This is a genomic window from Thauera butanivorans NBRC 103042 (genome assembly GCF_001591165.1).
Classification (GTDB): domain Bacteria; phylum Pseudomonadota; class Gammaproteobacteria; order Burkholderiales; family Rhodocyclaceae; genus Thauera; species Thauera butanivorans.
Map to the genome: position 1 here is coordinate 49,482 of NZ_BCUG01000005.1, position 23,366 is coordinate 72,847.

Below are 23,366 nucleotides of genomic sequence, written 5' to 3' on the forward strand. Positions count from 1 at the left end.
GCCGCAATGGCGGCCCTGGTCCGCTAGCGGCCGACCAGGGCCTGATCCAGGCCGGCCTGGAACAGCGCGGCGACGAGATCCGATTGCGTCAGCATGCCGACCACGCGATTGTCCGCATCGACGATCGGCACGTGGTGCCGGCCGCGATCGGAGAAGGCCGGCACCAGGTCCACGATGTTCTGATCCGGGCTGGCGGTGAACACCTCGGCGCTCATCACTTCGCCCACGGTTTCCCAGGGCATTTCCTGCGCGAGCAGGAAGTCGTGCAGCGTGATGATGCCGATCAGCCGGTCTTCATCCACCACCACCGGCAAGGCCTTGACGCGGTGATGGGCCAGTTGTGCCCAGGCCGACTCCAGCGTCGCGTCGGCGGTGATCGTGACCACGTCGCGCGACATCGCGTCGGCGCAGCGCAGGTCGCCGAAACGCCGCCGCCAGGCGCGCTGTTCGGCGGCGAGCAGGATTTCCTCGAGGTCGCTGCTGCTGATGTCGATCATTTCGCCCCGCTCCTGCAGCACCGCCTGCAGGTCTTCGGGGCGGACGCCCAGGCGGTCGCTGGGTTTCGGATCTGCGGTGTGGTGCTGGGCGGCAACCGGAATCTCGGCCGGGCGATGCGGGTAGCGCCGGCGCATCGCGGTATTGAACAGCAGCGCCGTCAGCAGCAGCAGCAGCGAATTGAGCGCCACCGGCGTGAACGCGAACAGCACGCCCAGGCGCTCGACCTCGGGGCCGCCGAGCACGCTCGTCAGTGCCATCGCGCCGCCGGGCGGATGCAGGCAGCGCAGCTGGAACATGGCGATGATCGCCAGGCCGACGGCCAGCGTTGCGGCGAGCGCGGGGTCGGGAATCCAGTGGGCGCAGCCGATGCCGACCAGCGCCGAGACGAAGTTGCCGCCGACGATGGACCAGGGCTGGGCGAGCGGGCTCGCCGGCACCGCGAACAACAGCACCGAGGATGCGCCCATCGGCGCGACGAACCAGGGCACGCTGATGCCCAGCATGTAGCGGCTGACGATTTCGGTGACGAGCAGCCCGATGAACGCGCCGATGCCGCCCAGCATGCGTTCGCGCAGGCTCGCGGGGAGGGGGGCAGGCCAGAAGGCCTTCAGCCAGGAGGACAGGTAATGCACGCAGCGTTCCGGACAGGGGCGTCGGCCCGGCACGCTGCCGGGAGAGGGAAGGGGCCGCGATCTTAGCGCAGGCCCGCCGTGCGCACCAAGCCGGTGCGCACTCTTCCCTCTCCCTTCCGGCGCAGGATCAGGCGAGGTTCATCCGCCGTGCCGCCTCGCGCAGTTCGCCGCGGAAATCCGGGTGGGCGATGCCGATCAGCGCCTCGGCGCGCTGTCTGGCGGTCTTGCCGCGCAGCTCGGCGACACCGTATTCGGTGACGACGTAGTTGATGTCGTTCTTGCTGGTGGTGACGTGGGTGCCGGGCGACAGCACCGGCGCGATGCGCGACACGGTGCCGTCCTTCGCCGTCGACGGCAGCACGATGAAAGCCTTGCCGCCCTTCGAGCGGTTGGCGGCGCGGACGAAATCCACCTGGCCGCCGGTACCGGAATAGGGCACGTGGCCCAGCGATTCGGAGCCGCACTGGCCGATCAGGTCGATCTGCAAGGTGGCGTTGATGGCGCACAGCTTGTCGTTGCGCGCGGCCAGATACGGGTCGTTGGTGAAATCGACCGGATGCATCTCGATCGCCGGGTTGCGATGCAGCGCGCGGTACAGGCGCTGCGAGCCGAGTGCGAAGGTGGCGACCAGCTTGCCGGGCATGAAGGTCTTGCGGCGGTTGGTGACGGCGCCCGATTCGATCAGCGACAGGATGCCGTCGCCGATCATCTCGGTGTGGATGCCGAGGTCGCGCTTGTGCTGGAGCTGCATGACCACCGCGTCGGGGATGCCGCCGTAGCCGATCTGCAGCGTCGAGCCGTCGTCGATGAGGTCGGCGACATACTTGCCGATCGCTTCCTGCACCGGGCCGATCTGCGGCAGGCCGACTTCGAACAGCGGCTCGTCGCTTTCGACCAGGCCGGCGACCTGCGAGACGTGGATGTGGCAGTCGCCGTTGGCGAAGGGCACGTTCGGATTGACTTCCAGCAGCACGACGCGGGCGCGGCGGATCGCCGCCATGGTGTAGTCGGGCGCCAGCGACAGGCTGAAGTAGCCGTGCTCGTCCATCGGCGAAGCCATCGACACGACGACGTCGGCCGGCGTCAGGCCGCGGTCGATGAGCATCGGCAGCTCGGAGAAATAGGCCGGGACGTAGTCCACCCAGCCGGCCTGGCCGCCGGCGCGGGTGGCGCCGCCGAAGAAATAGGCATCGTGGCGGATGTTGGCGCGCGTCTCCGGATCGAGGTAGGCGAACTTGCGCAGCGGCAGGATCTGGCTGACGGTGACGTCATGCAGCGTGTGGCGCCGCTCGGACAGCGCGTGCAGCAAGGCAGGCGGTTCGCCGACGCCGGTCGGCACGACGATGGTGTCGCCGTCGCGGACCAGGCCGACCGCATCCGTCGCCATCATGCGCTTCTGTTCGTAAAGGGTCTGGGCTGCCGACATTCGCTCCCCTCCTGTCCTTGGTGTTCTGTGTGTGTAAAGGACGGATTATAGGGCATTCCATACTAGAGCGTATGGGGAGGCGATCCGCTGGAAGCCGGCCTGCCGGCCACCGGATTGCCGGCCGCGGGACCGTAGGGGGCAGGGAGGCTCGTCGGGAGCGGGGCGGGCTCCTCGATGCTGTGCAGCCATTCGCGCCAGATCGCCACCAGCAGCGCCATCAGCACCGGGCCGACGAACAGGCCGACCAGGCCCATGGTCTGCACGCCGCCGACGAGGCCGAAGAAAGTCGGCAGGAAGGGCAGCTTGACCGGGCCGCCGACCAGGCGCGGGCGCAGGGTCTTGTCCACGATGAACAGTTCGATCGAACCCCAGGCGAACAGCCCCAGCCCGGCGACGAGGTTGCCGGAGCCGACCAGGTACAGCGACACCAGCGTGAACGACAGCGGCGCGCCGCCCGGAATCAGCGCCATGAAGCCGGTGGCGACGCCCAGCAGCACCGGCGAGGGCACGCCGGCGATCCAGTAGGCCACGCCCAGCACCACGCCTTCGCCGAGCGCGATCAGCCCCATGCCGGTGACGGTGGCGCTGACGGTGGCCGGCACCACGCGCGAGAAGCGCTGCCAGCGTGCCGGCAGGATGCGCTCGCCGACGACGTCGAGCTGCGCGGCGAGGCGCTTGCCGTCCTTGTAGATGAAGAACAGCGTGATCAGCATGAACAGCGTGGTCAGCGCCAGCCGGAACAGATCGCCGGTGGCGCTCAGCACCATGCGGTAGATGTTGCCGAGATGTTCGCCGCTGAGGATCTGCACCCATTCGCCGAGTGCGCTGGGGCTGCCGAGGTGGTCCTGCCAGTATTCGGCGAGCCGCTCGCCGACCAGCGGCAGCGCCCGTATCCATTCCGGCACCGGCGCGCCGGTGCGGTTCGCTTCCAGCAGCCAGACGATGAAGTTGCCCGCCTCCTGCAGCGCATAGTGCAGTGCGATGGTCAGCGGCACGATCAGCGCACAGATGACGATGACGATCGCCACGCTGGCCGCCAGCGTGGTGTTGCCCTTGCACAGCGTGACGCCGCGGCGGTACAGCGGCCAACTGGCGAAGCCGATGATCAGCGCGGCGAGCACGGGCACGAGGAAGCCGCTGAGGAAATACGCCCCGGCGGCCAGGATCAGCAGCAGCAGCGTGCGGACGATGAGAGGAGCTTGCAGGACGGGCGGCATGATGGAAGGGGCGGATGGCCAACGGGGGGACTATACCCGAGTGGGCGCTGCCTCCGGTCCGCTCGCCGTCGATGAAGCCGGAGGGCGGCCCGGCGTCTCAGCCCGGCAGCAGGCGCTCCGAGTGGGCGTAGCCCACCAGCCGGTCGTCGCGGGCGAAGCCCGCCAGCACCAGCCCGCTCTGTTCGGCCAGCCGGCATGCCATCGCCGTGGGCGCCGAGATCGCGACCAGGCCGCGGCGTGGGCTGCGCCGGCGCGCCTTCAGTTCGGCGAAGCGGCGGGTGGCGATCTCGATGCGGACTTCCAGCCCGGTGGGCAGGGCGAACACCTCGCGGTCGAAGCCGGCTGCGGCATCGTCGCCGGGCAGCGGACAGGCAGCGGGCTGCGGATGGTTCATCGTCTGCTCCACGGCGTGGGGCGGCCTGAATGGCGGTCGACAGGAGTGGCAGTCGGGAAACGCATGTGCGGCATGCGGACGGCGGGAAAGGCGGCGAGGACAACAGCACCCTCTGGAACCAGTCTGGCAGCTCGCCTGGTGCCTGGGCGTGCGCCATTCCTGCCACTCCCGCCGGGCGGGTGCTATCGTCGGCGCTCACCAGGAGCAACCAACGCCATGAAAATCTGGGTCGATGCGGACGCCTGTCCGGCCGTCGTCAAGGAAATCCTCTACCGCGCGGCCAGGCGCACCGAAACGCCGCTGACCCTGGTCGCCAACCAGATGCTGCGGGTGCCGCCGTCGCCATGGATCAGGGCGGTGCAGGTGCCGGGCGGCTTCGACGTCGCCGACCAGCGCATCGCCAGCGAGGTCGAGGCCGGCGACATCGTTGTCACCGCGGACATCCCGCTCGCCGCCCAGGTCATCGCCAAGGGGGCCACGGTGATCGATCCGCGCGGCGAGCGCCTGACCGCCGCCAACATCCGGGAGCGCCTGAGCATGCGCGACTTCATGGAGAGTCTGCGCAGCAGCGGCGTGGAAACGGGCGGCCCCCGCGCCTTTTCCAATGCCGACCGGCAGGCATTCGGGAACCAACTGGACAGCTTGCTGGCAAAGCGCAGGTGAGGTCCCATCTTCGGGCACAGGATGCCGCGTATCGGTGGCAGTGCCGGCCCGCTCCAACCACCCGCAGGTTCCGCCATGAAGAATGCACATTCCGTTCCGGAGCCGTCCCGGCAAGCCGACCCGCCAAGCAGCAGCCGGCGCAGCCTGTTCCGCCTGGCGGCCGGTTCGCTGCTGCTGACCACGCTATTCGGGCAGCGGCCGATGGCGGCAGCCGCTGCCACTTCATCCGGCGGCACGGGCGCCGCACCCGGCGCATGGGCCAGCGGCGGCACGCGCCGGATCGGCCAGGCAATGAGCTTTCCGGACCCGTTCACGGATTCGCTCGAATCGGCGTGCAGGCTGATCTGCTCGACGACCATCGGGCCCTGTCATACCGCCTCGCCGGAACGCGTCGACATCAGCGACGGCTGGGACGGCATCCCGCTGCGCATGGCGCTGCGCGTCGTCGATGAGGCCTGCCGTCCGGTGCCGGACGCGATCGTCGAGATCTGGCACACCAACTACACCGGAGGTTATTCCGGAAACATCATGCGCATGTGCAACAACGACCCGGACGACCGCGAAAGGCAGTTCTTCCGCGGTTACCAGCGCACCGATGCGCAGGGTGTGGTCGCCTTCGACACCTGCTATCCCGGCTGGTACCGCGGCCGCGCGGTGCATGTCCATGTGCGCGTGCAGCTCGGCGATTATCAGGCCGATGACCGTGCGCCCAGCAGCGTCGTCACGCAGTTGCTGTTCAGTGACGAACTGAACGGCCGGATATTCGAAGAGCACGCGCTGTACCAGCGCTTCGGCCAGCCGGACACCACGCTGGAAACTGACGGCGTGGTCGGCGGGGAGGCGGACAAGACGCCTTATCTGTTCGAGGTCAGCCGCATGGACGATGGTGTGATGTTCGCCCACAAGACGCTGGTGGTCCGCCAGGCCATGGACGAGCCGCTGTGCAGGGCCAGCGGCGCTCGCTGGGGCGGACGAGGGCCGATGGGTGGGCCGGGCGGCCCGCCTCCGGGGGGCGATCGCCGCATGCCGCCGCCGGATGGGCGCTTTCCTTCCGCTGGAGGCTAGAGACATGCCCAGGCAGGCCGTCGGAATGAATCCTGTCTTTTATCGGTACAGGTGATCGAGGTAGTATTACAAAAAGGAAATACAGACGGAGCCCGCCATGACCATCTCGATACGTCTGCCCGCCGAAGACGAAGCCCTGCTCGAGCGTGCCGCCAGCCGGCTGCACGTGAGCAAGTCGGAGTTCATCCGGCGCAGCATCGCGGCCTATGCCGCCAAGGTCGTGCCGGCGGAACGCAGTGTGGCCGAGATCGACGATCTGTATATCGGTAAGGGGGGCGGCTTGCGACAGCCGGAAAGCGTGGCCGATCCCCGCAAACGAGCCGTCGTGGAGCGCCTGCGTGAAAAGCACGGATACGCTGACTGACACCGGCTTTCTGGTCGCCCTGTTCAACGATGGCGACATTCACCACGCCAGCGCAAGGAAGATGCTGGCGAAACTGGCCGGCGCCCGCCTGTACACCGTCTGGGAAGTGCTGACCGAAGCTGGGCATCTGCTGGATGACGTGGGCAAGCTCAATCTCATGCGCTGGGCTGCTGCCGGGCGTTTGACGCTCTTGGCGAGCGAACCAGCCAGCTTGGGAGACATGGCCGATTTCATGGTGCGGTATGCAGACGGTGGGGCTGATCTGGCCGATGTGGCGCTTGTTTTCGCTGCCGATCGTACCGGCATCCACAACATCCTTACCGTGGATCGCCGCGATTTCGACCGCTATCGCAGTCCGCGAGGCAAGAAGCTCAAGCGGCTGTGGATCGAGGATTGAAACACCCGAAAGAACATCGAGGCCGTCCTGCAGCACGACCCTTGCGAGCCTGAGGCGTGCCGGCCCGGCACGCCTCAGGCTGCTTCATTTCCTGACCGCCCTCACGATGCCGATCAGGATGCAAGCGCCGACGACGCCGGCCACCAGGTAGCCGATCCAGCCGCCGAAGGAGACGCCGAGGATTCCGAACAGGAAGCTCGCCACCGAGGCGCCGATGATGCCGAGCACGATGTTCATCAGGACGCCGGTATTGCTCTTCATCAAACCCGAAGCAATCCAGCCCGCGATGCCGCCAATGATGACCGCGGCCAGCCAGCCGATACCCATGTCGCTCATCTGCACGTCCTCCCGATCAGTTGAAACAGTGGAAATGCCCGCTGCCGCTGCAATGGCGGCGCAAACCGGATTATGCGGGAGCGCTTCGCGGCGCCCAGACGGAAATGGAAAGAAAGCATTACGCGGGCCCGGGGCCTGCCGGGTGGAGGCGTTCGAGGCAAGCGCATCGGCTCAGGCGCCGAGATCGGCGAGGGGATGCGGGCCGCTGTAACGAGGCTCGAAGTGGTCCGCGATGATCTCGTCGGGGACGGCTTCCAGGCTGGCGAATTGCCAGCGCGGCTTGCGGTCCTTGTCGATCAGCAGCGCACGCACGCCTTCGGCGAAGTCGCGGTGGGCGGTGGCGGCGACCGAGACGTGGTATTCGGTGCGGAACACCTCGGCCAGCGACATGTGGCGCGTCCTTTGCCACAGTTCCCACGACAGCTTTGCCGAACTCGGCGCGCCGTGCGCGAAAGTCTTGCCGGCGTTGGCGAGCCAGGGGTCGGCATCGTCGACCAGCGCGGCCAGGCGGGCGGCGATGGCTGCCAACCCGTCGTGGCCGATCAATGCCTCGATGCGGTCGTAATGTGCCCGCAATGGCGAGTCCGGCACTGCTGTGGATTCGGCCAGGCGGTCGAGCAGGGCGCCGAGGCGGGCGTGGTTGGCGGTGTTGCCGGCCGCATCCGGTGTTTCCCAGCGGGTCTCGGCGAGCAGCGCCGGCAACTGCGTCCGCTGGGCGTCGTCGATGATGAAATCGGCCAGCCCGGCGAAGCGGGCGTCGGCGGCGTTGATCGGTACGCCGGTCAGCGCCAGGAACAGCCCGCTGCGGCCCGGCATGCGGCGCAGGAACCAGCTGCCGCCGACGTCCGGGTACAGGCCGATGGTGATCTCCGGCATCGCCATGCGGGTGGTGGGGGTGGCGACACGGTGCGAGGCGCCGGCCATCAGGCCGATGCCGCCGCCCATGACGATGCCCTGGCCCCAGCACAGCACCGGCTTGGGGTAGGTGTGGATGCGGTGGTCGAGGCGGTATTCGCGCTCGAAGAAGGCCTTGACCTCGGCCGGTGCCTCGCCTGCGGGTGCGGCCTTGATCGCATGGTGGAGCGCGGCGACGTCGCCGCCGGCGCAGAAGGCCTTCTCACCCGCACCGTCGAGCAGCACGCCGACGATGGCGGGGTCGGCCGCCCAGGCGTCGAGCTGCGGCGCGAGGCGGTCGATCATCTGCAGCGACAGGGCGTTGAGGCTCCTGGGCGCGTTCAGCGTCGCATGGCCGAAGCGCCGGCCGCAGGCGGTGGGGATTTCACGCAGGATCACGCAGTCATTGGCTGCCGGGGCCGATGCCGGCGGTGTCGGGATGGATTCGGGGTGTCTGCTCATCGGCATCTCTCCATTGATGGTATGCGGCGGCCTGCGCAGGGACATGCCGCGGCCGCCGTTCTCATTTTCGCCGCCGGGGCCTCCCAGGGCCAACAAGGCGGCGGGAGGCAGCGGCCCGCAGCGCTGCGGAGCGTGGCCGTCCTTCAGCGTCCGCGCGCCGCGCGGATCAGTTGCGCGCCCCGTTCGGCGATCATGATGGTCGGCGAGCTGGTGTTGCCCGAGGTGATGCTGGGCATGATCGAAGCATCGACGACGCGCACGCCGGCGATGCCACGCAGCCGCAGTTCGGAGTCGGTGACGGCGGAATCGTCGTCGCTGCGTCCCATCCTGCAGGTGCCGACCGGGTGGAAGATGGTGGTGCCGATGTTGCCGGCGGCATGGATCAACTGCTCGTCGGTGGTGAAGTCCGGCCCCGGCAGGTATTCGACCGGCTGGAAGGGCGCCAGCGCCGGCTGGCTGGCGATCTTGCGGGTCAGGCGCAACGCGCGCGCGGCCTTCTGGCGGTCGGCCTCGTGCGTCAGGTAGCAGGGGGCGATCTTCGGTGCGCTGGCGGGGTCGCGGTCGCGGATGTCGATATGGCCGCGGGATTGCGGGCGCAGGTCGCAGACGCTGGCGGTGAAGGCCGGGAATTTGTGCAGCGGGTCGCCGAACTTGTCCAGCGACAGCGGCTGGACGTGGTATTCCAGATCGGGTGTCGGCACCGAGGGGTCGGAATGCGCGAACAGGCCGAGCTGGCTGGGTGCCATCGTCAGCGGGCCGCTCCGTTTGAAGGCGTATTCCAGCGCCATCATGGCCTTGCCCCACAGGCTGTTGGCCTGGCGGTTCAGCGTCTTGATGCCCTGCACCTTGTATACGCTGCGGATCTGCAGATGGTCCTGCAGGTTGCGACCGACGCCGGGCAGCGCATGGGCGACCGGAATGCCGAGTTCCTGCAGCAGGGCCGGATCGCCGATGCCGGAGCGCTGCAGGATGGCTGGAGAGCCGACGGCGCCGGCGGCGAGCACGACCTCGATGCGGCTGCGTGCCACGCAGGCCTCGTTGCCGAGGCGGAATTCGATGCCGCGTGCCTGGCGGCCTTCCAGCACCAGCTTGTCGGACAGCGCACCGGTGACGATGCGCAGGTTCGGGCGCTTGCGCACCGGATCGAGGAAGCCGCGTGCGCTGCTCCAGCGCGTGCCGCGCTTCTGGTTCACTTCGAACTGGCTGACGCCGAGGTTGTTGCCGCCGTTGAAGTCGGGCGTGGCCGGAACGCCGGCCTGCGTTGCCGCTTCGGCAAAGCGGTCGAGGATGTCCCATCTCAGGCGCTGCTGTTCCACCCGCCATTCGCCCTTGCCGCCGTGGAGGTCGTTGCCGCCGGTCCAATGGTTCTCGACGCGCTTGAACAGCGGCATGACTTCTTTCCAGGCCCAGCCGGCATCGCCGGTGGCTTCGGCCCAGGAATCGTAGTCGCGCGCCTGGCCGCGCAGATAGAGCATGGCGTTGATCAGCGTGCTGCCGCCCAGGCCCTTGCCGCGGGCGTAGATGATGGAGCGGCCGTTGAGGCCCGGCTCCGGTTCGGTCTTGTAGCACCAGTCGGTGCGCGGATTGTTGATGCAGTACAGGTAGCCGACCGGGATCCTGGTCCAGATCCATCTTTCGTCGTTGCCGGCTTCGAGCAGCAGCACGCTCACGTCGGAGTCTGCCGACAGGCGGTTGGCCAGCACGCAGCCGGCGGCACCGCCGCCGACCACGATGTAATCGAATTCACCGAAGTCTTTCATGGGGGCACTCCTGGGGGTCGAGTTTCGTGGCGCCCGCCGCCGGGGGGTGGCGGGCGGTCCGCTGAGGAGGACTTGCCGGGTCAGTTGACCGGCATCACGAACTCGGGCCCCTTGGAGCCGCTGTCGGGCCAGCGCTGCATGATGCTCTTGTAGCGGGTGTAGAAGCGCACGCCTTCCTCGCCGTAGCCGTGGTGGTCGCCGAACAGGCTCTGCTTCCAGCCGCCGAACGAATGCCAGGCCATCGGCACCGGCAGCGGCACGTTGATGCCGACCATGCCGACCTGGATCTTCTGGGCGAATTCCTGCGCCGTGCGGCCGTCGCGGGTGTAGCAGGCGACGCCGTTGCCGAAGGCGTGGGCGTTGATCATCGCCACCGCCTCGGCGAAGGTATCGACGCGGACCACGCACAGCACCGGGCCGAAGATTTCCTCGTCGTAGATCTTCATGCCGGGCTTGACGTGGTCGAACAGCGTGGCGCCGAGGAAGTAGCCGTCTTCGCGGCCGGGCACGACCAGGCCGCGGCCGTCGAGCACCAGGCTGGCGCCCTGTTCGACGCCGGAAGCGATGTAGTCCTCGATGCGCGCCTTGGCCTCCTGCGTGACCACCGGGCCCATGTCGGCACCGCTGGCTTCGCCGTCGTCGACCTTGAGCTTTTCGGCGCGGCTCTTCACCTTGGCGATCAGCTCGTCGGCGATGCTGCCGACCGCGACCGCGACCGAGATCGCCATGCAGCGTTCGCCGGCCGAGCCGTAGGCGGCGCCGATCAGCGCGTCAGCCGCTTGGTCGAGGTCGGCGTCGGGCATCACCACCATGTGGTTCTTGGCGCCGCCCAGGGCCTGGGCGCGCTTGCCGTTGCGCGCGGCGGTCTCGTAGATGTATTTCGCGATCGGGGTCGAGCCGACGAAGCTGACCGCCTGCACGTCGGGGTGGTTCAGCAGCGCATCCACCGCGGTCTTGTCGCCCTGCACGACGTTGAACACGCCTGCCGGCAGGCCGGCTTCGCGGAACAGCTCGCCGAGCAGCAGCGAGGGCGAGGGGTCGCGCTCGGAGGGCTTCAGCACGAAGGCGTTGCCGCAGGCGATCGACACCGGCGCCATCCACATCGGCACCATGACGGGGAAATTGAACGGGGTGATGCCGGCGGTGACGCCCAGCGGCATGCGCTGGTTCCAGTTGGCGATGCCGCCGCCCACGTTGTCGGAGTACTGGCCCTTCAGAAGCTGCGGAATGCCGCAGGCGAACTCGATGATTTCCAGGCCGCGCTGCACTTCGCCCCTGGCGTCGGGGAAGGTCTTGCCGTGCTCGCGGGTGACCAGACGGGCGAGGTCGCCGGTGTGGCGCTCGACCAGTTCCTTCATCCGGAACAGCACGCGGGCGCGGCGCTGGACGGCCAGCGCGCCCCACTCGGGCTGGGCGGCGGCAGCGGAGGCGACGGCGGCATCGACTTCGGCCCGGGTTGCAAGCGCGACCTGGCGCGAAACCTTGCCCAGGGCGGGATCGTAAACCGCGGTCTCGCCGCCTTCACCGGGGCGGAATTCGTTGTCGATCCAGTGGCCGACGCGGCTTTGGGGCGAGGCGTAGGTAAAGCTCATATCGATTTCTCCTTCTGTGGTGTGTGGGGGCTTGGTGCTTTGCATTAAAACGACTGCGGGGGGACTGGTCCAATGACTTATTATTAGATTTGATATTTTGATTGCTAATATCCCGGGCCTTTGGAGCCAGCCCCCGGCGCAGCTGCGCGGGGGGCGCCTCAGACGATGCCGAATGTGTAGTACACGGCGATGACCAAGAAGGCCGCTATCGTCTTGATGATGGTGATGGCGAAAATGTCCTTGTAGGACTGGCGGTGGGTCAGGCCCGTCACCGCGAGCAGCGTGATGACGGCACCGTTGTGCGGCAGGGTGTCCATGCCGCCGGAAGCCATGGCGGATACCCGGTGCAGCACTTCCATCGGAATGCCCGCCGCCGTCGCGTTCTGGATGAAGGTGTCGGCCATGGCGGCGAGCGCAATGCTCATGCCGCCGGAGGCGGAGCCGGTGATGCCGGCCAGCGAGGTGATCGTCACCGCCTGGTTGATCAAGGGATCGGGAATCGCCTTGAGGCCTTCGGCCACCACCAGGAAGCCGGGCAGTCCGGCGATGACAGCGCCGAAACCGTATTCCGAGGCGGTATTCATCGTCGCCAGCAGCGAGCCGCCGATCGCCAACTGGGTGCCTTTGGCGAAGCGTCTGGCCACCGTCTTGAAGGCGAACACCATCACCGTCAGGATGCCCGCCAGCAGGGCCGCCTCCACCGCCCAGATGGCGACAACCTTGGAAACGTCGGTCGTTATCGATGTGGTGGCGCCCGCCAGGGTCATTTCGTGCATGTCGCCGTAGAAGCGCGGGATCAGGCTGGTGAAGACCTTGTTCATCACGCCGACCAGCACCAGCGGCAGCAGCGCGATCGCGGGGTGGGGCATGTTGTCGTGGTCGAAGGGCTCGGGCTCGTTCATCAGGCTGCTGCCGTAGCCTTCGCTGGCGGCCGCGGCGCGGCGGCGCTGCACTTCCAGATAGATCAGGCCGGTGATCAGGATGAACACCGCGCCGGTGACGCCCAGCCAGGGCGCGGACCAGGTGTCGGTCTTGAAGAAGGTGCTGGGAATGATGTTCTGTATCTGCGGCGAGCCGGGCAGCGCGTCCATCGTGAAGGTGAAGCCGCCCAGCGCGATCGTGCCCGGAATCAGGCGCTTGGGGATGTTGCTCTGGCGGAACATCTCGGCGGCGAAGGGATAGACGGCGAAGACGACGACGAACATCGACACGCCGCCGTAGGTCAGCAGCGCGCAGACCAGCACGATGGAGAGGATCGCCCGCTTCTGGCCGACGAGTCCGATCACCGTGGAGACGATCGATTTGGAAAAGCCCGACAACTCGATGACCTTGCCGAAAATGGCGCCCAGCAGGAAGACCGGGAAGTAGAGCTTGACGAAGCCCACCATCTTTTCCATGAAGACGCTGGAGAACATCGGCGCCACCAGGGATGGATCGACCAGGAACACCGCGCCTAGCGCTGCGACCGGGGCAAACAGGATGACGCTGTAGCCGCGGTAGGCCACGAACATCAGGAAGGCAAGTGCCGCGATGACGATCAGCAGGCTCACGATATCTCCTCTTCTGGTTATGACGAAAGAAAATCCCCCCTTCATTGCGAAAGGGCGCAAGGGTGCAGCGCGAGGGATTTAAAACCGCCGAAAACCATCCGGTCCAATGAGTTATCATTGGATTAGTTATTTCGATTGCTAATATCAAATGGACTATTCGGGCCTACGGGCTTTCGTGATGACTGCCCAGGAGGGGAACCTGACGCGGGCGGCCGACCGGCTGTGCATCACCCAGCCGGCCCTGAGCCTGCAGCTCAAGAAGCTGCAGGGATCCCTCGGCCTGAGCCTGTTCGAACGCTTGCCGCGCGGCGTCCGCCTGACCCAGGCAGGCCGCCAGCTGTTGCCGGCGGCCGAGCGGGCGCTGGCGGCGGCTTCCGAGTTCCGTGCCGCGGCGGCCGACCTCAAGGGCAGCCTGATGGGCACGCTGCGCCTGGGCACCATCGTCGATCCGGAGTTCCTGCGCCTGGGGGTGTGCCTGCGCCTGCTTGCGGAGCGCCATCCCGGCGTGTCCTTCATGCTGAGCCACGGCATGTCGGGCGCGATGGCGCGGGAGGTGGAGGCGGGCAGCCTGGATGCCGCCTTCGCGATGGGCGCGCCGGGCCTGGAAGACTTGCGGGACCGCTTCCACGTCCTCGTGCTGACGGGTTTCATCTACCGCGTCGTCGCGCCGCCGAGCTGGGGCGGGCAGGTGCGGGGCAAGGGCTGGCGGGCGCTGGCCCAGCTGCCCTGGATCTGGACGCCGCCGGAGTCGGTGCATCACCGCCTGTTGAACCGTATCGCCGCGGCGGAGAATGTCGAGTTCAAGGTCGTGGCCCAGGTCGACCTGGAGCCTTCGATGATGGACCTGGTCAGGTCGGGCGTCGCGCTTTCGCTGGCGCGCGACAGCTTGGCTCTGCACGCTGCCCACGCCGACGGCGTGGTGATCGCCGACGCCGTCATGGTGCCGGCGGCGCTGGGCTTCATCTGCCGCAAGGACAGGGTCAAGGAGCCGCCGATCGTCGCCGCGATGGAAGCCGTCGCCGAAGCCTGGCGCGGCGACATGCGTTGAGCGGCAAAATCCCACTGCGCTTTTCGTAGCAAGGTGCCATGTCGCGTTGCGTGCGACAAGGAGGCCTGCGCCGGCTGCAATGCACGAAAAGCTTGCGCAGGCAGTCACGAAAGTAAATGATAATGGTCATCATTACTTGTTTCGGGAGCTGATCTCCGGGCTTTCCGCGAGTCTGGCTCATCTGACTGGAAGCATGGATGGCCTTGAATCAAACGATGGGCGCGGGAATCGCCCGTGATCTTTTGCTGCCGCCCGGCACGATGCGCGCCGGCGAGTTCTGCGCGGGCGACTACCATTTCGTCGGTGCGCGGATGGCGTCGGACGAACCGGTGCTCGCCGGCAGCATGTTCCGCCTGGGCGGCGGGCACGGGCTCGACGTGCATTGCACCCAGGTCTGCGATCTTCGCGACCTGCGCTCGCGGGTCTCGCTGGCCCCGGGGCTGCGTATCACGGTATTGCTGGCCGGCAATGTCGATGTGTCCTTCGGCGCGCAGCGCGTCGATCTGTCGGCGGGGCAGCGGCAAGCCGCAGCATGCGGCATGATGGTCGGCACCACGCGGCAGGAGACTTTCGAGCGCCGCTGGCAGCGGGGCAAGCTCGAGCGCAAGGTGAGCCTGTTCATGTCGTCCGAATGGCTGCAGCAGCAAGGGCTTGCCGATGCCGGGACGGACCCGCGCGTGCGCAGCTTTCTCGATCGCAATCTGGCGACACAGCCCTGGCGGCCGTCGCCGCGCGCCGTGGCGCTGGCCGAGCAGCTGATGCAGTTGACGGCCGGCCCGGCACCGCTGGGGCGCTTGCTGATCAACAGCCGGGCGGTCGAACTGGCCCATGAGGCGCTGGGCAGCCTGACGGCGCAGGCCGGCAATGCCGGACTGCGCCCGTGCCAGCACGAGCGCCTGGCCCGATTGCGCGATTTCCTCGCCAGCGATGCGGCGCTGGAGCTGAGCCTGGACGGGATCGCCCGCTGGGCGGGGCTCAGTGCCAGCGCGCTGCAACGCCATTTCCGCGCTGCCTATGGAACGTCGATCATCGAATTCCGGCGCGATGCGCGCCTGCACAAGGCGCGCATCGACCTGGAACAGCGCGGCTTGAGCGTGGCCCAGGCCGCCCATGTGGCGGGCTACAACAGCGCCGCCAATTTCGCCACGGCCTTCAAGCGCCGCTTCGGACTGTCGCCCAAGATGGTGCGGGCACGCATCTGAACGGCGCTGTGGCCTCAAAGCGCATCCGGCAAACATTCGTGCGTGTCCGGCAAACCACGGCAAGGCGATGGAATGCTGAAATGCCTGCCGAAGCACGCTCGGGTTCCGTGCGTGCCTGTCGCTCGCGCAGTGCGCGACTCCAGATCCTACCGAAGCCGAAGCTGCCCACGCCCATGAAACCCACCGCCGACATCCATTCCCATCGTTCCGTCCTGCCGCTTGCCCGCTGCATCCTGGCCGCCATTGCGGCAATGGCGGCCAGCGCTTCCGTCCATGCCCAGGAAGAGAGCATGCTGAGCGCGGTCGTCGTCTCCGCCGCCGGCAAGCAGCAAATGGTCAAGGACGCGCCGGCGTCGATTTCCGTGATCACCCGCGAGGAGCTCGACAAGCTGCCGGTCGGCAGCGCGGTCGAGGCCATCAACCGCCTGGAAGGCGTCAACGTCAATGGCGACAGCCCCAATTCCAGCGACATCTCGATCCGCGGCATGCCCGGCGAATACACCCTGATCCTGGTGGACGGCAAGCGGCAGGGCACGCGCGAGACCATGAACCGCGGCACCGGCGGTGTACAGGCCAACTTCCTGCCGCCGCTCGATGCGATCGAGCGCATCGAGGTGGTGCGCGGCCCGATGGGCACCTTGTACGGCGCCGACGCGATGGGCGGCGTGATCAACATCATCACCCGCAAGGTGCCGGCCGCGTGGCGCGGCTCGGTCACGCTGTCGGCGACCAAGCAGGAACATTCCGATCTCGGCGACAGCCGCCAGGCCGACTTCTGGGTGGGTGGGCCGATCAAGGCCGATGCGCTCGGCCTGCAGGTCTACGGCCAGTACGTGCGCCGCTACGAGGACGACATCTACTACCCCCTGCCTTTCGTCAGCGGCGCCCACGGCAGCCGCGACCGCTCGATCGGCGCCAAGCTCAGCGCAAAGCTGAGCGACAAGCAGGACCTGACCCTGGACGTGGGCACCGAGGACTTCAGCTACCTGCGCGAGCCGGGCCATTCCATCGCCGCGACCGCGGATGGCACCGAGACCCGCCACAGCCGCGACCACATCTCGCTGACGCACGAAGGGCGCTGGTCCTTCGGCACGTCCCGCGTGGTGCTCAGCCAGGAAGTGGGCAAGCAGAACGACTACACCAATGGCGCGCGCAACGTCGCCCGGCCGGAAGTGACCAACCGCGTGTTCGACGGCCAGCTGTCGCTGCCCTTCAGCCGCCACCTGCTGCGCCTCGGCGCCCAGTACCAGCTCAGCAGCGTCGAAGGCATCAGCCAGCAGGATTCCATCCCGGGTTTCCCGGCACCGAACGTGGACAAGGTAGACATCGATTCGTGGGCCTTGTCGGCGGAAGACGATTTCTTCTTCAGCGATCGCTTCACGCTGACGGCCGGCGTGCGTCTCGACCACCACGAACTCTACGGCTCGCACTGGTCGCCGCGGCTGTACGGGGTGTATCAGCTCGACGAGGCGTGGACCCTGCGCGGCGGCGTCGCCAGCGGCTTCAAGGCGCCGACGCTGCGCCAGAGCGTGGCGGGCTACTGCATGACCACCGGCGGCAACACGCCCAAGCGCGGCAATCTGTGCGGCAATCCGAACCTCGATCCGGAAACCAGCCTGACGCAGGAGTTCGGCGTGGCCTGGCAGTGGGCGCCGAGTTCCAGCCTCAGCGCGACGGTGTTCAACAACGACTTCAAGAACAAGGTCGCCAGCTACGACACCGGCGTGGACGATCCGCGCATGCCCTCGCGCAGCATCTACGTCTACGACAACATCGACAACGTCACCATCCGCGGCCTGGAAGTGGCGCTGAACTTTCCGCTCACCCGCACGCTGGGCTTCGACGGCAACTACACCTACGTGAAGTCCGAGCGCGAGGGCGGCGGCGAGTTCTCCTACGACAACAGCTCCCTCGACGGCAAGCCGCTGGACAAGACGCCCAGGCACATGCTGAAGGCCCAGCTCGACTGGACGCCCAATGATGCCTTCTCCGCCTGGCTGCGTGCCAACTACTACGGCAAGTCCTACTACGCCGGCTTCCGCAACGGCGCGACGAACGTGCGCGAGCGCCCGGCCTCGGCCACGCTGGACATCGGCGGGCAGTACGCCTTCAGCCCCACGCTGACGCTCAAGGCCGCGCTGCTCAACGTCACCGACCGCATGGTCGCGATCGACAACCGCACGCGCACCACCGGCCTCGACGGCAACTGGATGCAGGACGAGGGCCGCCGCCTGTGGGTGGCCTTGAACGCGGGCTTCTGATGGGCATGCGGCGCTTGTGCGGGGCCCTGCGTGCCGTTCTGGCCGGCCTGCTGTCCGCGCTGTCGCTGGGGGCGGCGGCGGAAGTGGCGGTGACCGACCAGGCCGGCCGCCGCGTGGTGCTGTCCCAGCCCGCGCAGCGCATCGTGCTGACCGACACCTCGGACTTCATCACCCTCGCCCTCATCGACGACCGTCCGGCGCAGCGCCTGGTGGCGTGGAACCGCTGGCGCCTGGATGCGGACACGCTGGGCGCGCTGCGCGAGGCCGATCCCGCTTTCGACGACATCCTGCAGCTCAGCGTCGACGACCCGAACAACTTCCCGCTCGAACGCGTCATCGCGCTGAAGCCCGACCTTGTCGTGCTGCATCCGCGTTTCATGGCCGTCGGGCGCCTGATCCGCCAACTGGAGGCGGCCGGCATCGGCGTGGTGGTTTTGCGCCTGACCCCCAGCTTCCGCAGCGAGCGGCCACTGGACGGCCTGCAGCAGCTCGGCGTGCTGATCGGCCGCAGCGAACAGACCGATGCCTACATGGCCTTCTTCCAGGAGCGCCTCGAGCGCATCCGCAGCCGCGCCGCGACCGTGCAGCGGCGCCCCGTGGTGCTGCTCGAGCCGCACGCGGGCAGTGCCGCCTGCTGCTCTTCGGTGGGAAGCGGCGAGAGCATCGGCGACCTCGTCACCATCGCCGGGGGGCGCCACATCGGCGAGGAAGTGCTGCCTGGCATGTTCGGCCAGCTGAGCCTGGAATACGTGCTCGATCAGGATCCGGAGGTCTATATCGGCGCGGGCGGCGCCTACCTCGCCGAGCGCGGCGGGCTGGTGCTCGGCGTGAATACCACGCCGGCCGCCGCGCAGGCCTCGCTGGGCCGGGTACTGCAGCGCAAGGGAATGTCCGGCATGCGCGCGGTCGAGGATGGGCGCACCCACGGCATCTGGTTTCCGCTCACCGGCGGCCTGAGCATCGTCGCGCTCGAAGCCGTCGCCAAATGGGTGCTGCCCGACTTGTATGCCGACATCGACCCGCAGGCGACGATGGACGAGATCAACAGCCGCTTCCTCGCCACGCCGCTGCGCGGCACCTTCTGGACCAACGGGCCGGGGCAGCCCGCCGGTTTCGTCGTTCCCGGCCGGAGCAATCGATGACGCGTGAGGCCTGTCATCCGGCCGTGGTGGTGTCGACAGCCGGGCTCGACACGCTGGACGAGTACCGCCGACTGATCTGGCGCCGCCGCGGCCTGGTGGCCTTGCTGCTGATTCTTGCACTGGCCAGCGCACTGACCGACTTCGTCAGCGGTCCATCCTCGCTCGGCGTGGTGGATGCGCTGCGCGGGCTGTTCGATGCCGGATCGCTAGGGCGCGGCCAGCGCGTGATCCTGTGGGAGGTACGGCTGCCGATCGCGGTGCTGGCGGTGCTGGTCGGCATGGCGCTGGCGCTCGCCGGGGTCGAGATGCAGACCATCCTCGGCAACCCGCTGGCCGAGCCGTTCACCCTTGGCGTGTCGTCGTCGGCGGCACTCGGCGCCGCGCTTGCGATCGTGCTCGGGGTGGGCGTTCCAGGCTTCGATCTGGCCTGGCTGGTGCCGGCCAATGCCTTCGTGTTTGCGCTCGGTGCCCTGCTGCTGCTGCAACTGCTCGCGCGCACCCACCAGGCCGGGCCGGAAACGCTGGTGTTGTTCGGCATCACCATCGGCTTTGCCGCCGGCGCGCTGCTGTCGCTGCTGCAGTTCGTTGCCAGCGAGGACGCGCTGCAGCAACTGGTGTTCTGGACCATGGGCAGCCTGGCGCGCGCCGACTGGACCAACGTCGGCCTGCTGACCGCCGTGCTGGTCGTGACGATGCCGTTCTCGTGGCGTGCCGCGCGCCGGCTCACCGCGCTGCGGCTGGGGGACGACCGCGCGCGCAGCTTCGGCGTCAACGTCGACCGCCTGCGGCTGTGGGCGCTGGTGCGCGCCAGCCTGCTGGCGGCGACGGCGGTGGCGCTGGTCGGCACGATCGGCTTCGTCGGCCTGGTCGGGCCGCACATGGCGCGCCTGCTGGTCGGCGAGGACCACCGCTTCCTGCTGCCGGCCAGCGTGGTCTGCGGCGCGCTGCTGATGTCGCTGGCCTCGGTGATCAGCAAGACCCTGGTGCCCGGCGTGCTGATGCCGGTGGGCATCGCCACCTCGCTGGTCGGCCTGCCGGTGTTCCTGGTCCTGATCACCCGGCGCCACCGGCGCAGATGAGGCGATGAGCACCACGAATACCACGCCGGCGCTGGAAGTCCGGCACCTCACGGTGTCCTACCGCAACCGTCCGGTGCTTGGCGACCTGAGCCTGCCGCCGCTGCTGCCGGGCCAGTTGGTGGCCCTGGTCGGCCCCAATGCCACCGGCAAGTCCACCCTGCTGCGTGCACTCGCCCGGCTGGTGCCGGCCAGCGGCCAGGCACGCTGGGACGGCCAGGACCTGCTCGCCATGCCAGCGGCCGCGCTGGCGCGCACCATCGGCTACATGCCGCAGAGCCTGCCGGAAACCGCCGCGCTGAACGTGCTGGAAGTCACCCTGACGGCGATGCAGGCCCGCGCCCTGCCGGCGCGCGAGGAAGAGCTCGCGGCGATGGCGGTGCTCGAACGCCTGGGCATCGACGACCTCGCGATGCGGCGGCTCGATCAGCTTTCCGGCGGCCAGCGCCAGGTTGCCGCGCTGGCCCAGGCGATCGCGCGCGACTCTCCCATCCTGCTGCTCGACGAGCCCACCAGCGCGCTCGACCTGCGCCACCAGTGGCGGGTGATGGACACGGTGCGCCGGCTGGCCGACGGCGGCCACCTGGTGATCACGGTGCTGCACGACCTCGCCCTGGCGGCGCAGTGGGCCGACCACATCCTGGTGATACACCGGGGCCGTCTGCACGCCTGCGGCACGCCGCAGGCCGCGATCACGCCGGAGATGCTGCGCACCGTCTATGGCGTGGAAGCGCGCGTGCAGCACTGCGAGCGCGGACGCACGATGGTGCTGATCGATGGCCCGGCCGAGGCGCCGCCGGCCTGAATCCATTTCCCCCTCGACCGAGGAGTCTTCATCATGACCCAGCTTGTTGCGCAGGCGCAGGTGAGCCTGGCCGAAGCCGAACACACCCTGATGCGCCTGGGCGAACACATGCGCGAACACGGTTTCGAATTCCAGCGCGACGGCGCCGACTGGAAACTCGCCATCCACGGCGGCCTGATCCATATCCGCGTCGACGGCGAGCAACTCGACATCCGCGCCGAAGCCGCGACGATGGATGCACTGTACGACCTCAAGGCCGTGGTGGCGAGCCACCTGCTGGAGTTTTCTTCCCAGGCGGTCGAAATCCGCTGGTATGGCGACGGCAGCCAGTTGCGCGAGCCGCCGGCCTTCCGTGTGCTGCGGGTGATCGCCGCGCGCGACCTGACTGCGCGCATGCGCCGCATCACCCTTGCCGGCGAACGGCTCGAACGCTATGCCGGCCTGGGCAATCTGCATTGCAAGCTGCTGCTGCCGCAGCCGGGCAACACCGAGCCGGAATGGCCGACCCTGGATGCCAACGGCCTGCTGCGCATGCCGGAGGGCGACAAGCGGCTGGACATGCGCACCTATACCATCCGCGACATCGATCCGGCGGCGGGCACGCTGGAGATCGACATGGTGGTGCATGAACCTGCCGGCCCTGGCGGCAGTTGGGCGCAGCGCGCCCGCCCCGGCGACCGGGTCGGCATGCGCGGGCCGGGCGGCCTGGGCGCACGCGAGGCCGACTGGACTCTGCTCGCCGGCGATGAGACCGCGCTGCCGGCCATTGCACGCATTCTGGAGAACCTGCCGGCCGACGCACGTGGCGTGGCGCTGGTCGAAGTCCAGGACGCAAGCGACCGCCTGGCGCTGCGCGTGCCGGCCAGCATCGAACTGCGCTGGCTGCTGCGCGGCTCGCAGGCGCCGGGTACCACCACCCTGCTGCCAGATGCCGTGCGCGCCGTGGCCTGGCCGGAGTCCGGCACGCGGCTGTTCGTCTGGGCCGGCCTGGAGTTCGACGCCTTCCGCGCAGTACGTGCGTACGTGCGCAAGGAACGCGGCCTCACGCCGGCCGAACATCTGGTGGTGGCCTACTGGCGGCGCGGGCGCAGTGAAACCGAGTTCAAGAACGTGCCTGCCGATGACTGAACCGGCTTCTTTCGGCGCGGGCAGGGCGTCACGCACCTCGCCTGCGGGGGCCGCCTGTCCCGAGTCGGCGGGCGAGTCCTGTCCCGGGCCGGGTGGCAGCGCCCGGCCAGAAAAGCTCCGACCAGCAAAGATCCTGCCGGGTGGGACCCGGACTGCAAAGGCCCAGGCCAGCGGGCCGCGCCTGGCCCGATTCGTGGTGGACATCGGCCCGCTGCGGACCAACCCGGGCTTCCGCCTGCTGTACCTGGCGCGGACGGTGGCACTGATGGTGTACGGCATCAACGCCGTCGCCGTGGCCTGGCAGGTCCATGCGCTCACCCAGTCCTCGCTGCATGTGGCCCTGGTCGGCTTCTGCCTGGCCGGCGGGCAGCTTGCCGGACTGGTGTTCGGCGGCCGCCTGGCCGACCGGCACGACCGGCGCACGCTGATGGTCGGCAGCCGGATCGCCTATGTCGGCGTCGTCGGCCTGCTGCTGGGCAACACGCTGCTGCCGCAGGCCCACGTCGGCGCGATCTACCTGGCGGCGCTGGCCGGCGGCCTCAGCAGCGGCATCGGTGCGCCGGCGCTGATGGCGGTGCTGCCGTCGCTGGTGGCGCGCGGGCAGCTTGCCGCCGCCGGCGCCTTGAGCGCCATCGCCCTGCAGCTTGCCGCGCTGATCGGGCCGATCATGGCCGGGCTGCTGATCGCCGGTGCCGGGCTTGCAAGCTGCTACGCGGTGGTGATGGCAGCGTCGGCGATCACGCCGCTGCTGCTTGCGCGGCTGCCACGGCTGAATGCCGCCCGCGCGGCCGATGAGCCGCCCGGCAAAGGACAGGAGCAAGGGCACGGGGCGCTGGCGGAGTGGCGCGATGGCTTGCGTTTCATCCGCCGCAGCCCGGTGATCTCCGGCATGCTGCTGCTCGATCTGACCGCCAGCCTGCTGGCGATGCCCTTCGTGCTGCTGCCGCAGATTGCCAGCGAGACGCTGGGCGGCGATGCGGCGCTGGTCGGCGTGCTGCATGCGGCGCCGGCGCTGGGCGCGCTGGCGGCCGCGCTGTCATCCGGCTGGACGCGCACGCTGCGCCGTCCCGGCCGCGTGCTGGCAGCGACGGCGGTGCTGTGGGGGCTGGCGGTGGCCGCGGCCGGCCTCACCGGCAGCCTGTGGATGATGCTGGCCTGTCTGGCGCTGGCCGGCAGCGCCGATACCGTTGGCGACATCGTGCGCGGCGCGCTGCTGCAGCAGCACACGCCGGATGCGCTGCGCGGGCGCGTCTCGGCATGCTGGCTGCTGCAGTCGGCCTTGGGGCCGGCGCTCGGCGGCCTGCAGATGGGCTACGTCGCCAGGCGCTTCGCCGTGTCCACGGCCCTGCTGGCCGGCGGCTGCGCCTGCGTCGTCGGCAGCCTTGCCGCCTGGACTGTGGTGCGGGGGTGTTTTCGGGACGAAGGTGCGTCAGGCATCGACCGGAGGTGAGCGA

21 protein-coding genes are annotated in these 23,366 nt (G+C 68.5%); 12 read left to right on the forward strand and 9 right to left on the reverse strand.

What is annotated here, in order from left to right; all coding sequences use genetic code 11:
* Positions 1 to 23: 23 nt before the first annotated feature.
* The 4 genes from TBU01S_RS03440 to TBU01S_RS03455 all read right to left on the reverse strand — a co-directional run bounded on the left by TBU01S_RS03440 (position 24) and on the right by TBU01S_RS03455 (position 4,167).
* The gene (locus TBU01S_RS03440; RefSeq protein ID WP_068635243.1) at positions 24 to 1,130 is read right to left on the reverse strand and encodes an HPP family protein; all 1,107 of its coding nucleotides are present in this window, start codon (positions 1,128 to 1,130) and stop codon (positions 24 to 26) included.
* 127 nt (positions 1,131 to 1,257) lie between these two features.
* Positions 1,258 to 2,556 carry an acetyl-CoA hydrolase/transferase family protein gene (locus tag TBU01S_RS03445; RefSeq protein ID WP_068635244.1) on the reverse strand — a complete coding sequence of 433 codons (1,299 nt, stop codon included), beginning with the start codon at positions 2,554 to 2,556 and terminating at the stop codon, positions 1,258 to 1,260.
* A gap of 62 nt (positions 2,557 to 2,618) precedes the next feature.
* Entirely contained in the window at positions 2,619 to 3,773 is a 1,155-nt protein-coding gene (locus TBU01S_RS03450; protein WP_068635245.1) for an AI-2E family transporter, read from the reverse strand.
* Positions 3,774 to 3,870: 97 nt separating this feature from the next.
* Positions 3,871 to 4,167: a formate dehydrogenase accessory sulfurtransferase FdhD gene (locus TBU01S_RS03455; protein ID WP_068635246.1), complete on the reverse strand. Its 297-nt coding sequence runs from the start codon at positions 4,165 to 4,167 to the stop codon at positions 3,871 to 3,873.
* A 216-nt stretch (positions 4,168 to 4,383) separates the two neighbouring features.
* Here TBU01S_RS03455 and TBU01S_RS03460 point away from each other — a divergent pair, with 216 nt between their 5' ends.
* The 4 genes from TBU01S_RS03460 (at position 4,384) to TBU01S_RS03475 (ending at position 6,656) form a co-directional block, all read left to right on the forward strand.
* Complete coding sequence (locus TBU01S_RS03460) at positions 4,384 to 4,830, forward strand: YaiI/YqxD family protein (protein WP_068635247.1); 447 nt, start codon at positions 4,384 to 4,386, stop codon at positions 4,828 to 4,830.
* 75 nt (positions 4,831 to 4,905) lie between these two features.
* Positions 4,906 to 5,895, forward strand: coding sequence for a dioxygenase family protein (locus TBU01S_RS03465; RefSeq protein WP_217999554.1), 990 nt, complete (start codon positions 4,906 to 4,908; stop codon positions 5,893 to 5,895).
* Between the two features lie 97 nt (positions 5,896 to 5,992).
* Entirely contained in the window at positions 5,993 to 6,259 is a 267-nt protein-coding gene (locus tag TBU01S_RS03470; protein WP_068635248.1) for a ribbon-helix-helix protein, CopG family, read from the forward strand.
* The gene (locus TBU01S_RS03475; protein ID WP_068635249.1) at positions 6,234 to 6,656 is read left to right on the forward strand and encodes a type II toxin-antitoxin system VapC family toxin; all 423 of its coding nucleotides are present in this window, start codon (positions 6,234 to 6,236) and stop codon (positions 6,654 to 6,656) included. The genes TBU01S_RS03470 and TBU01S_RS03475 overlap by 26 nt, the downstream gene beginning before the upstream one ends.
* Positions 6,657 to 6,740: 84 nt before the next feature.
* On the opposite strand, the gene TBU01S_RS03480 is transcribed toward TBU01S_RS03475, so the two are convergent.
* From TBU01S_RS03480 to TBU01S_RS03500, 5 genes are all read right to left on the reverse strand, one after another.
* The gene (locus tag TBU01S_RS03480) at positions 6,741 to 6,992 is read right to left on the reverse strand and encodes a GlsB/YeaQ/YmgE family stress response membrane protein (RefSeq protein WP_068635250.1); all 252 of its coding nucleotides are present in this window, start codon (positions 6,990 to 6,992) and stop codon (positions 6,741 to 6,743) included.
* Between the two features lie 171 nt (positions 6,993 to 7,163).
* A complete protein-coding gene (locus TBU01S_RS03485; RefSeq protein WP_083953447.1) occupies positions 7,164 to 8,348 on the reverse strand; it encodes an enoyl-CoA hydratase/isomerase family protein in 1,185 nt (394 codons plus the stop codon).
* A 143-nt stretch (positions 8,349 to 8,491) separates the two neighbouring features.
* Entirely contained in the window at positions 8,492 to 10,108 is a 1,617-nt protein-coding gene (locus tag TBU01S_RS03490) for a GMC family oxidoreductase (RefSeq protein ID WP_068635251.1), read from the reverse strand.
* A gap of 80 nt (positions 10,109 to 10,188) precedes the next feature.
* Positions 10,189 to 11,700, reverse strand: a complete 1,512-nt coding sequence (locus TBU01S_RS03495; protein ID WP_068635252.1) for a CoA-acylating methylmalonate-semialdehyde dehydrogenase — start codon at positions 11,698 to 11,700, stop codon at positions 10,189 to 10,191.
* A gap of 158 nt (positions 11,701 to 11,858) precedes the next feature.
* Positions 11,859 to 13,250, reverse strand: a complete 1,392-nt coding sequence (locus TBU01S_RS03500) for a GntP family permease (protein WP_068635253.1) — start codon at positions 13,248 to 13,250, stop codon at positions 11,859 to 11,861.
* 148 nt (positions 13,251 to 13,398) lie between these two features.
* Here TBU01S_RS03500 and TBU01S_RS03505 point away from each other — a divergent pair, with 148 nt between their 5' ends.
* The 8 genes from TBU01S_RS03505 (at position 13,399) to TBU01S_RS03540 (ending at position 23,362) form a co-directional block, all read left to right on the forward strand.
* Complete coding sequence (locus TBU01S_RS03505; protein ID WP_068635254.1) at positions 13,399 to 14,298, forward strand: LysR family transcriptional regulator; 900 nt, start codon at positions 13,399 to 13,401, stop codon at positions 14,296 to 14,298.
* A 197-nt stretch (positions 14,299 to 14,495) separates the two neighbouring features.
* Positions 14,496 to 15,500 carry a helix-turn-helix transcriptional regulator gene (locus TBU01S_RS03510; RefSeq protein ID WP_068635255.1) on the forward strand — a complete coding sequence of 335 codons (1,005 nt, stop codon included), beginning with the start codon at positions 14,496 to 14,498 and terminating at the stop codon, positions 15,498 to 15,500.
* A gap of 173 nt (positions 15,501 to 15,673) precedes the next feature.
* Positions 15,674 to 17,761, forward strand: a complete 2,088-nt coding sequence (locus tag TBU01S_RS03515) for a TonB-dependent receptor domain-containing protein (protein ID WP_068635268.1) — start codon at positions 15,674 to 15,676, stop codon at positions 17,759 to 17,761.
* Entirely contained in the window at positions 17,761 to 18,903 is a 1,143-nt protein-coding gene (locus tag TBU01S_RS03520) for an ABC transporter substrate-binding protein (RefSeq protein ID WP_068635256.1), read from the forward strand. The genes TBU01S_RS03515 and TBU01S_RS03520 overlap by 1 nt, the downstream gene beginning before the upstream one ends.
* Entirely contained in the window at positions 18,900 to 19,982 is a 1,083-nt protein-coding gene (locus tag TBU01S_RS03525; protein ID WP_174524499.1) for a FecCD family ABC transporter permease, read from the forward strand. Before TBU01S_RS03520 ends, TBU01S_RS03525 begins: the two co-directional genes overlap by 4 nt.
* Before the next feature lie 4 nt (positions 19,983 to 19,986).
* Positions 19,987 to 20,784: an ABC transporter ATP-binding protein gene (locus TBU01S_RS03530; protein WP_068635257.1), complete on the forward strand. Its 798-nt coding sequence runs from the start codon at positions 19,987 to 19,989 to the stop codon at positions 20,782 to 20,784.
* Positions 20,785 to 20,817: 33 nt separating this feature from the next.
* Positions 20,818 to 21,912 (forward strand): siderophore-interacting protein, encoded by a 1,095-nt coding sequence (locus tag TBU01S_RS03535; protein ID WP_068635258.1) that lies wholly within the window; start codon positions 20,818 to 20,820, stop codon positions 21,910 to 21,912.
* A gap of 196 nt (positions 21,913 to 22,108) precedes the next feature.
* Positions 22,109 to 23,362: an MFS transporter gene (locus TBU01S_RS03540; protein WP_068635259.1), complete on the forward strand. Its 1,254-nt coding sequence runs from the start codon at positions 22,109 to 22,111 to the stop codon at positions 23,360 to 23,362.
* Positions 23,363 to 23,366: the final 4 nt, after the last annotated feature.

What these genes read in the sequence shown, in the direction of transcription:
- TBU01S_RS03445 (WP_068635244.1), bottom strand. Translation starts at nt 2,556, where the DNA reads ATGTCGGCAGCCCAGACCCTTTACGAACAGAAGCGCATGATGGCGACG.
- TBU01S_RS03450 (WP_068635245.1), bottom strand. Translation starts at nt 3,773, where the DNA reads ATGCCGCCCGTCCTGCAAGCTCCTCTCATCGTCCGCACGCTGCTGCTG.
- TBU01S_RS03455 (WP_068635246.1), bottom strand. Translation starts at nt 4,167, where the DNA reads ATGAACCATCCGCAGCCCGCTGCCTGTCCGCTGCCCGGCGACGATGCC.
- TBU01S_RS03460 (WP_068635247.1), top strand. Translation starts at nt 4,384, where the DNA reads ATGAAAATCTGGGTCGATGCGGACGCCTGTCCGGCCGTCGTCAAGGAA.
- TBU01S_RS03465 (WP_217999554.1), top strand. Translation starts at nt 4,906, where the DNA reads ATGAAGAATGCACATTCCGTTCCGGAGCCGTCCCGGCAAGCCGACCCG.
- TBU01S_RS03470 (WP_068635248.1), top strand. Translation starts at nt 5,993, where the DNA reads ATGACCATCTCGATACGTCTGCCCGCCGAAGACGAAGCCCTGCTCGAG.
- TBU01S_RS03480 (WP_068635250.1), bottom strand. Translation starts at nt 6,992, where the DNA reads ATGAGCGACATGGGTATCGGCTGGCTGGCCGCGGTCATCATTGGCGGC.
- TBU01S_RS03485 (WP_083953447.1), bottom strand. Translation starts at nt 8,348, where the DNA reads ATGAGCAGACACCCCGAATCCATCCCGACACCGCCGGCATCGGCCCCG.
- TBU01S_RS03490 (WP_068635251.1), bottom strand. Translation starts at nt 10,108, where the DNA reads ATGAAAGACTTCGGTGAATTCGATTACATCGTGGTCGGCGGCGGTGCC.
- TBU01S_RS03495 (WP_068635252.1), bottom strand. Translation starts at nt 11,700, where the DNA reads ATGAGCTTTACCTACGCCTCGCCCCAAAGCCGCGTCGGCCACTGGATC.
- TBU01S_RS03505 (WP_068635254.1), top strand. Translation starts at nt 13,399, where the DNA reads ATGGACTATTCGGGCCTACGGGCTTTCGTGATGACTGCCCAGGAGGGG.
- TBU01S_RS03510 (WP_068635255.1), top strand. Translation starts at nt 14,496, where the DNA reads ATGGCCTTGAATCAAACGATGGGCGCGGGAATCGCCCGTGATCTTTTG.
- TBU01S_RS03515 (WP_068635268.1), top strand. Translation starts at nt 15,674, where the DNA reads ATGAAACCCACCGCCGACATCCATTCCCATCGTTCCGTCCTGCCGCTT.
- TBU01S_RS03520 (WP_068635256.1), top strand. Translation starts at nt 17,761, where the DNA reads ATGGGCATGCGGCGCTTGTGCGGGGCCCTGCGTGCCGTTCTGGCCGGC.
- TBU01S_RS03525 (WP_174524499.1), top strand. Translation starts at nt 18,900, where the DNA reads ATGACGCGTGAGGCCTGTCATCCGGCCGTGGTGGTGTCGACAGCCGGG.
- TBU01S_RS03530 (WP_068635257.1), top strand. Translation starts at nt 19,987, where the DNA reads ATGAGCACCACGAATACCACGCCGGCGCTGGAAGTCCGGCACCTCACG.
- TBU01S_RS03535 (WP_068635258.1), top strand. Translation starts at nt 20,818, where the DNA reads ATGACCCAGCTTGTTGCGCAGGCGCAGGTGAGCCTGGCCGAAGCCGAA.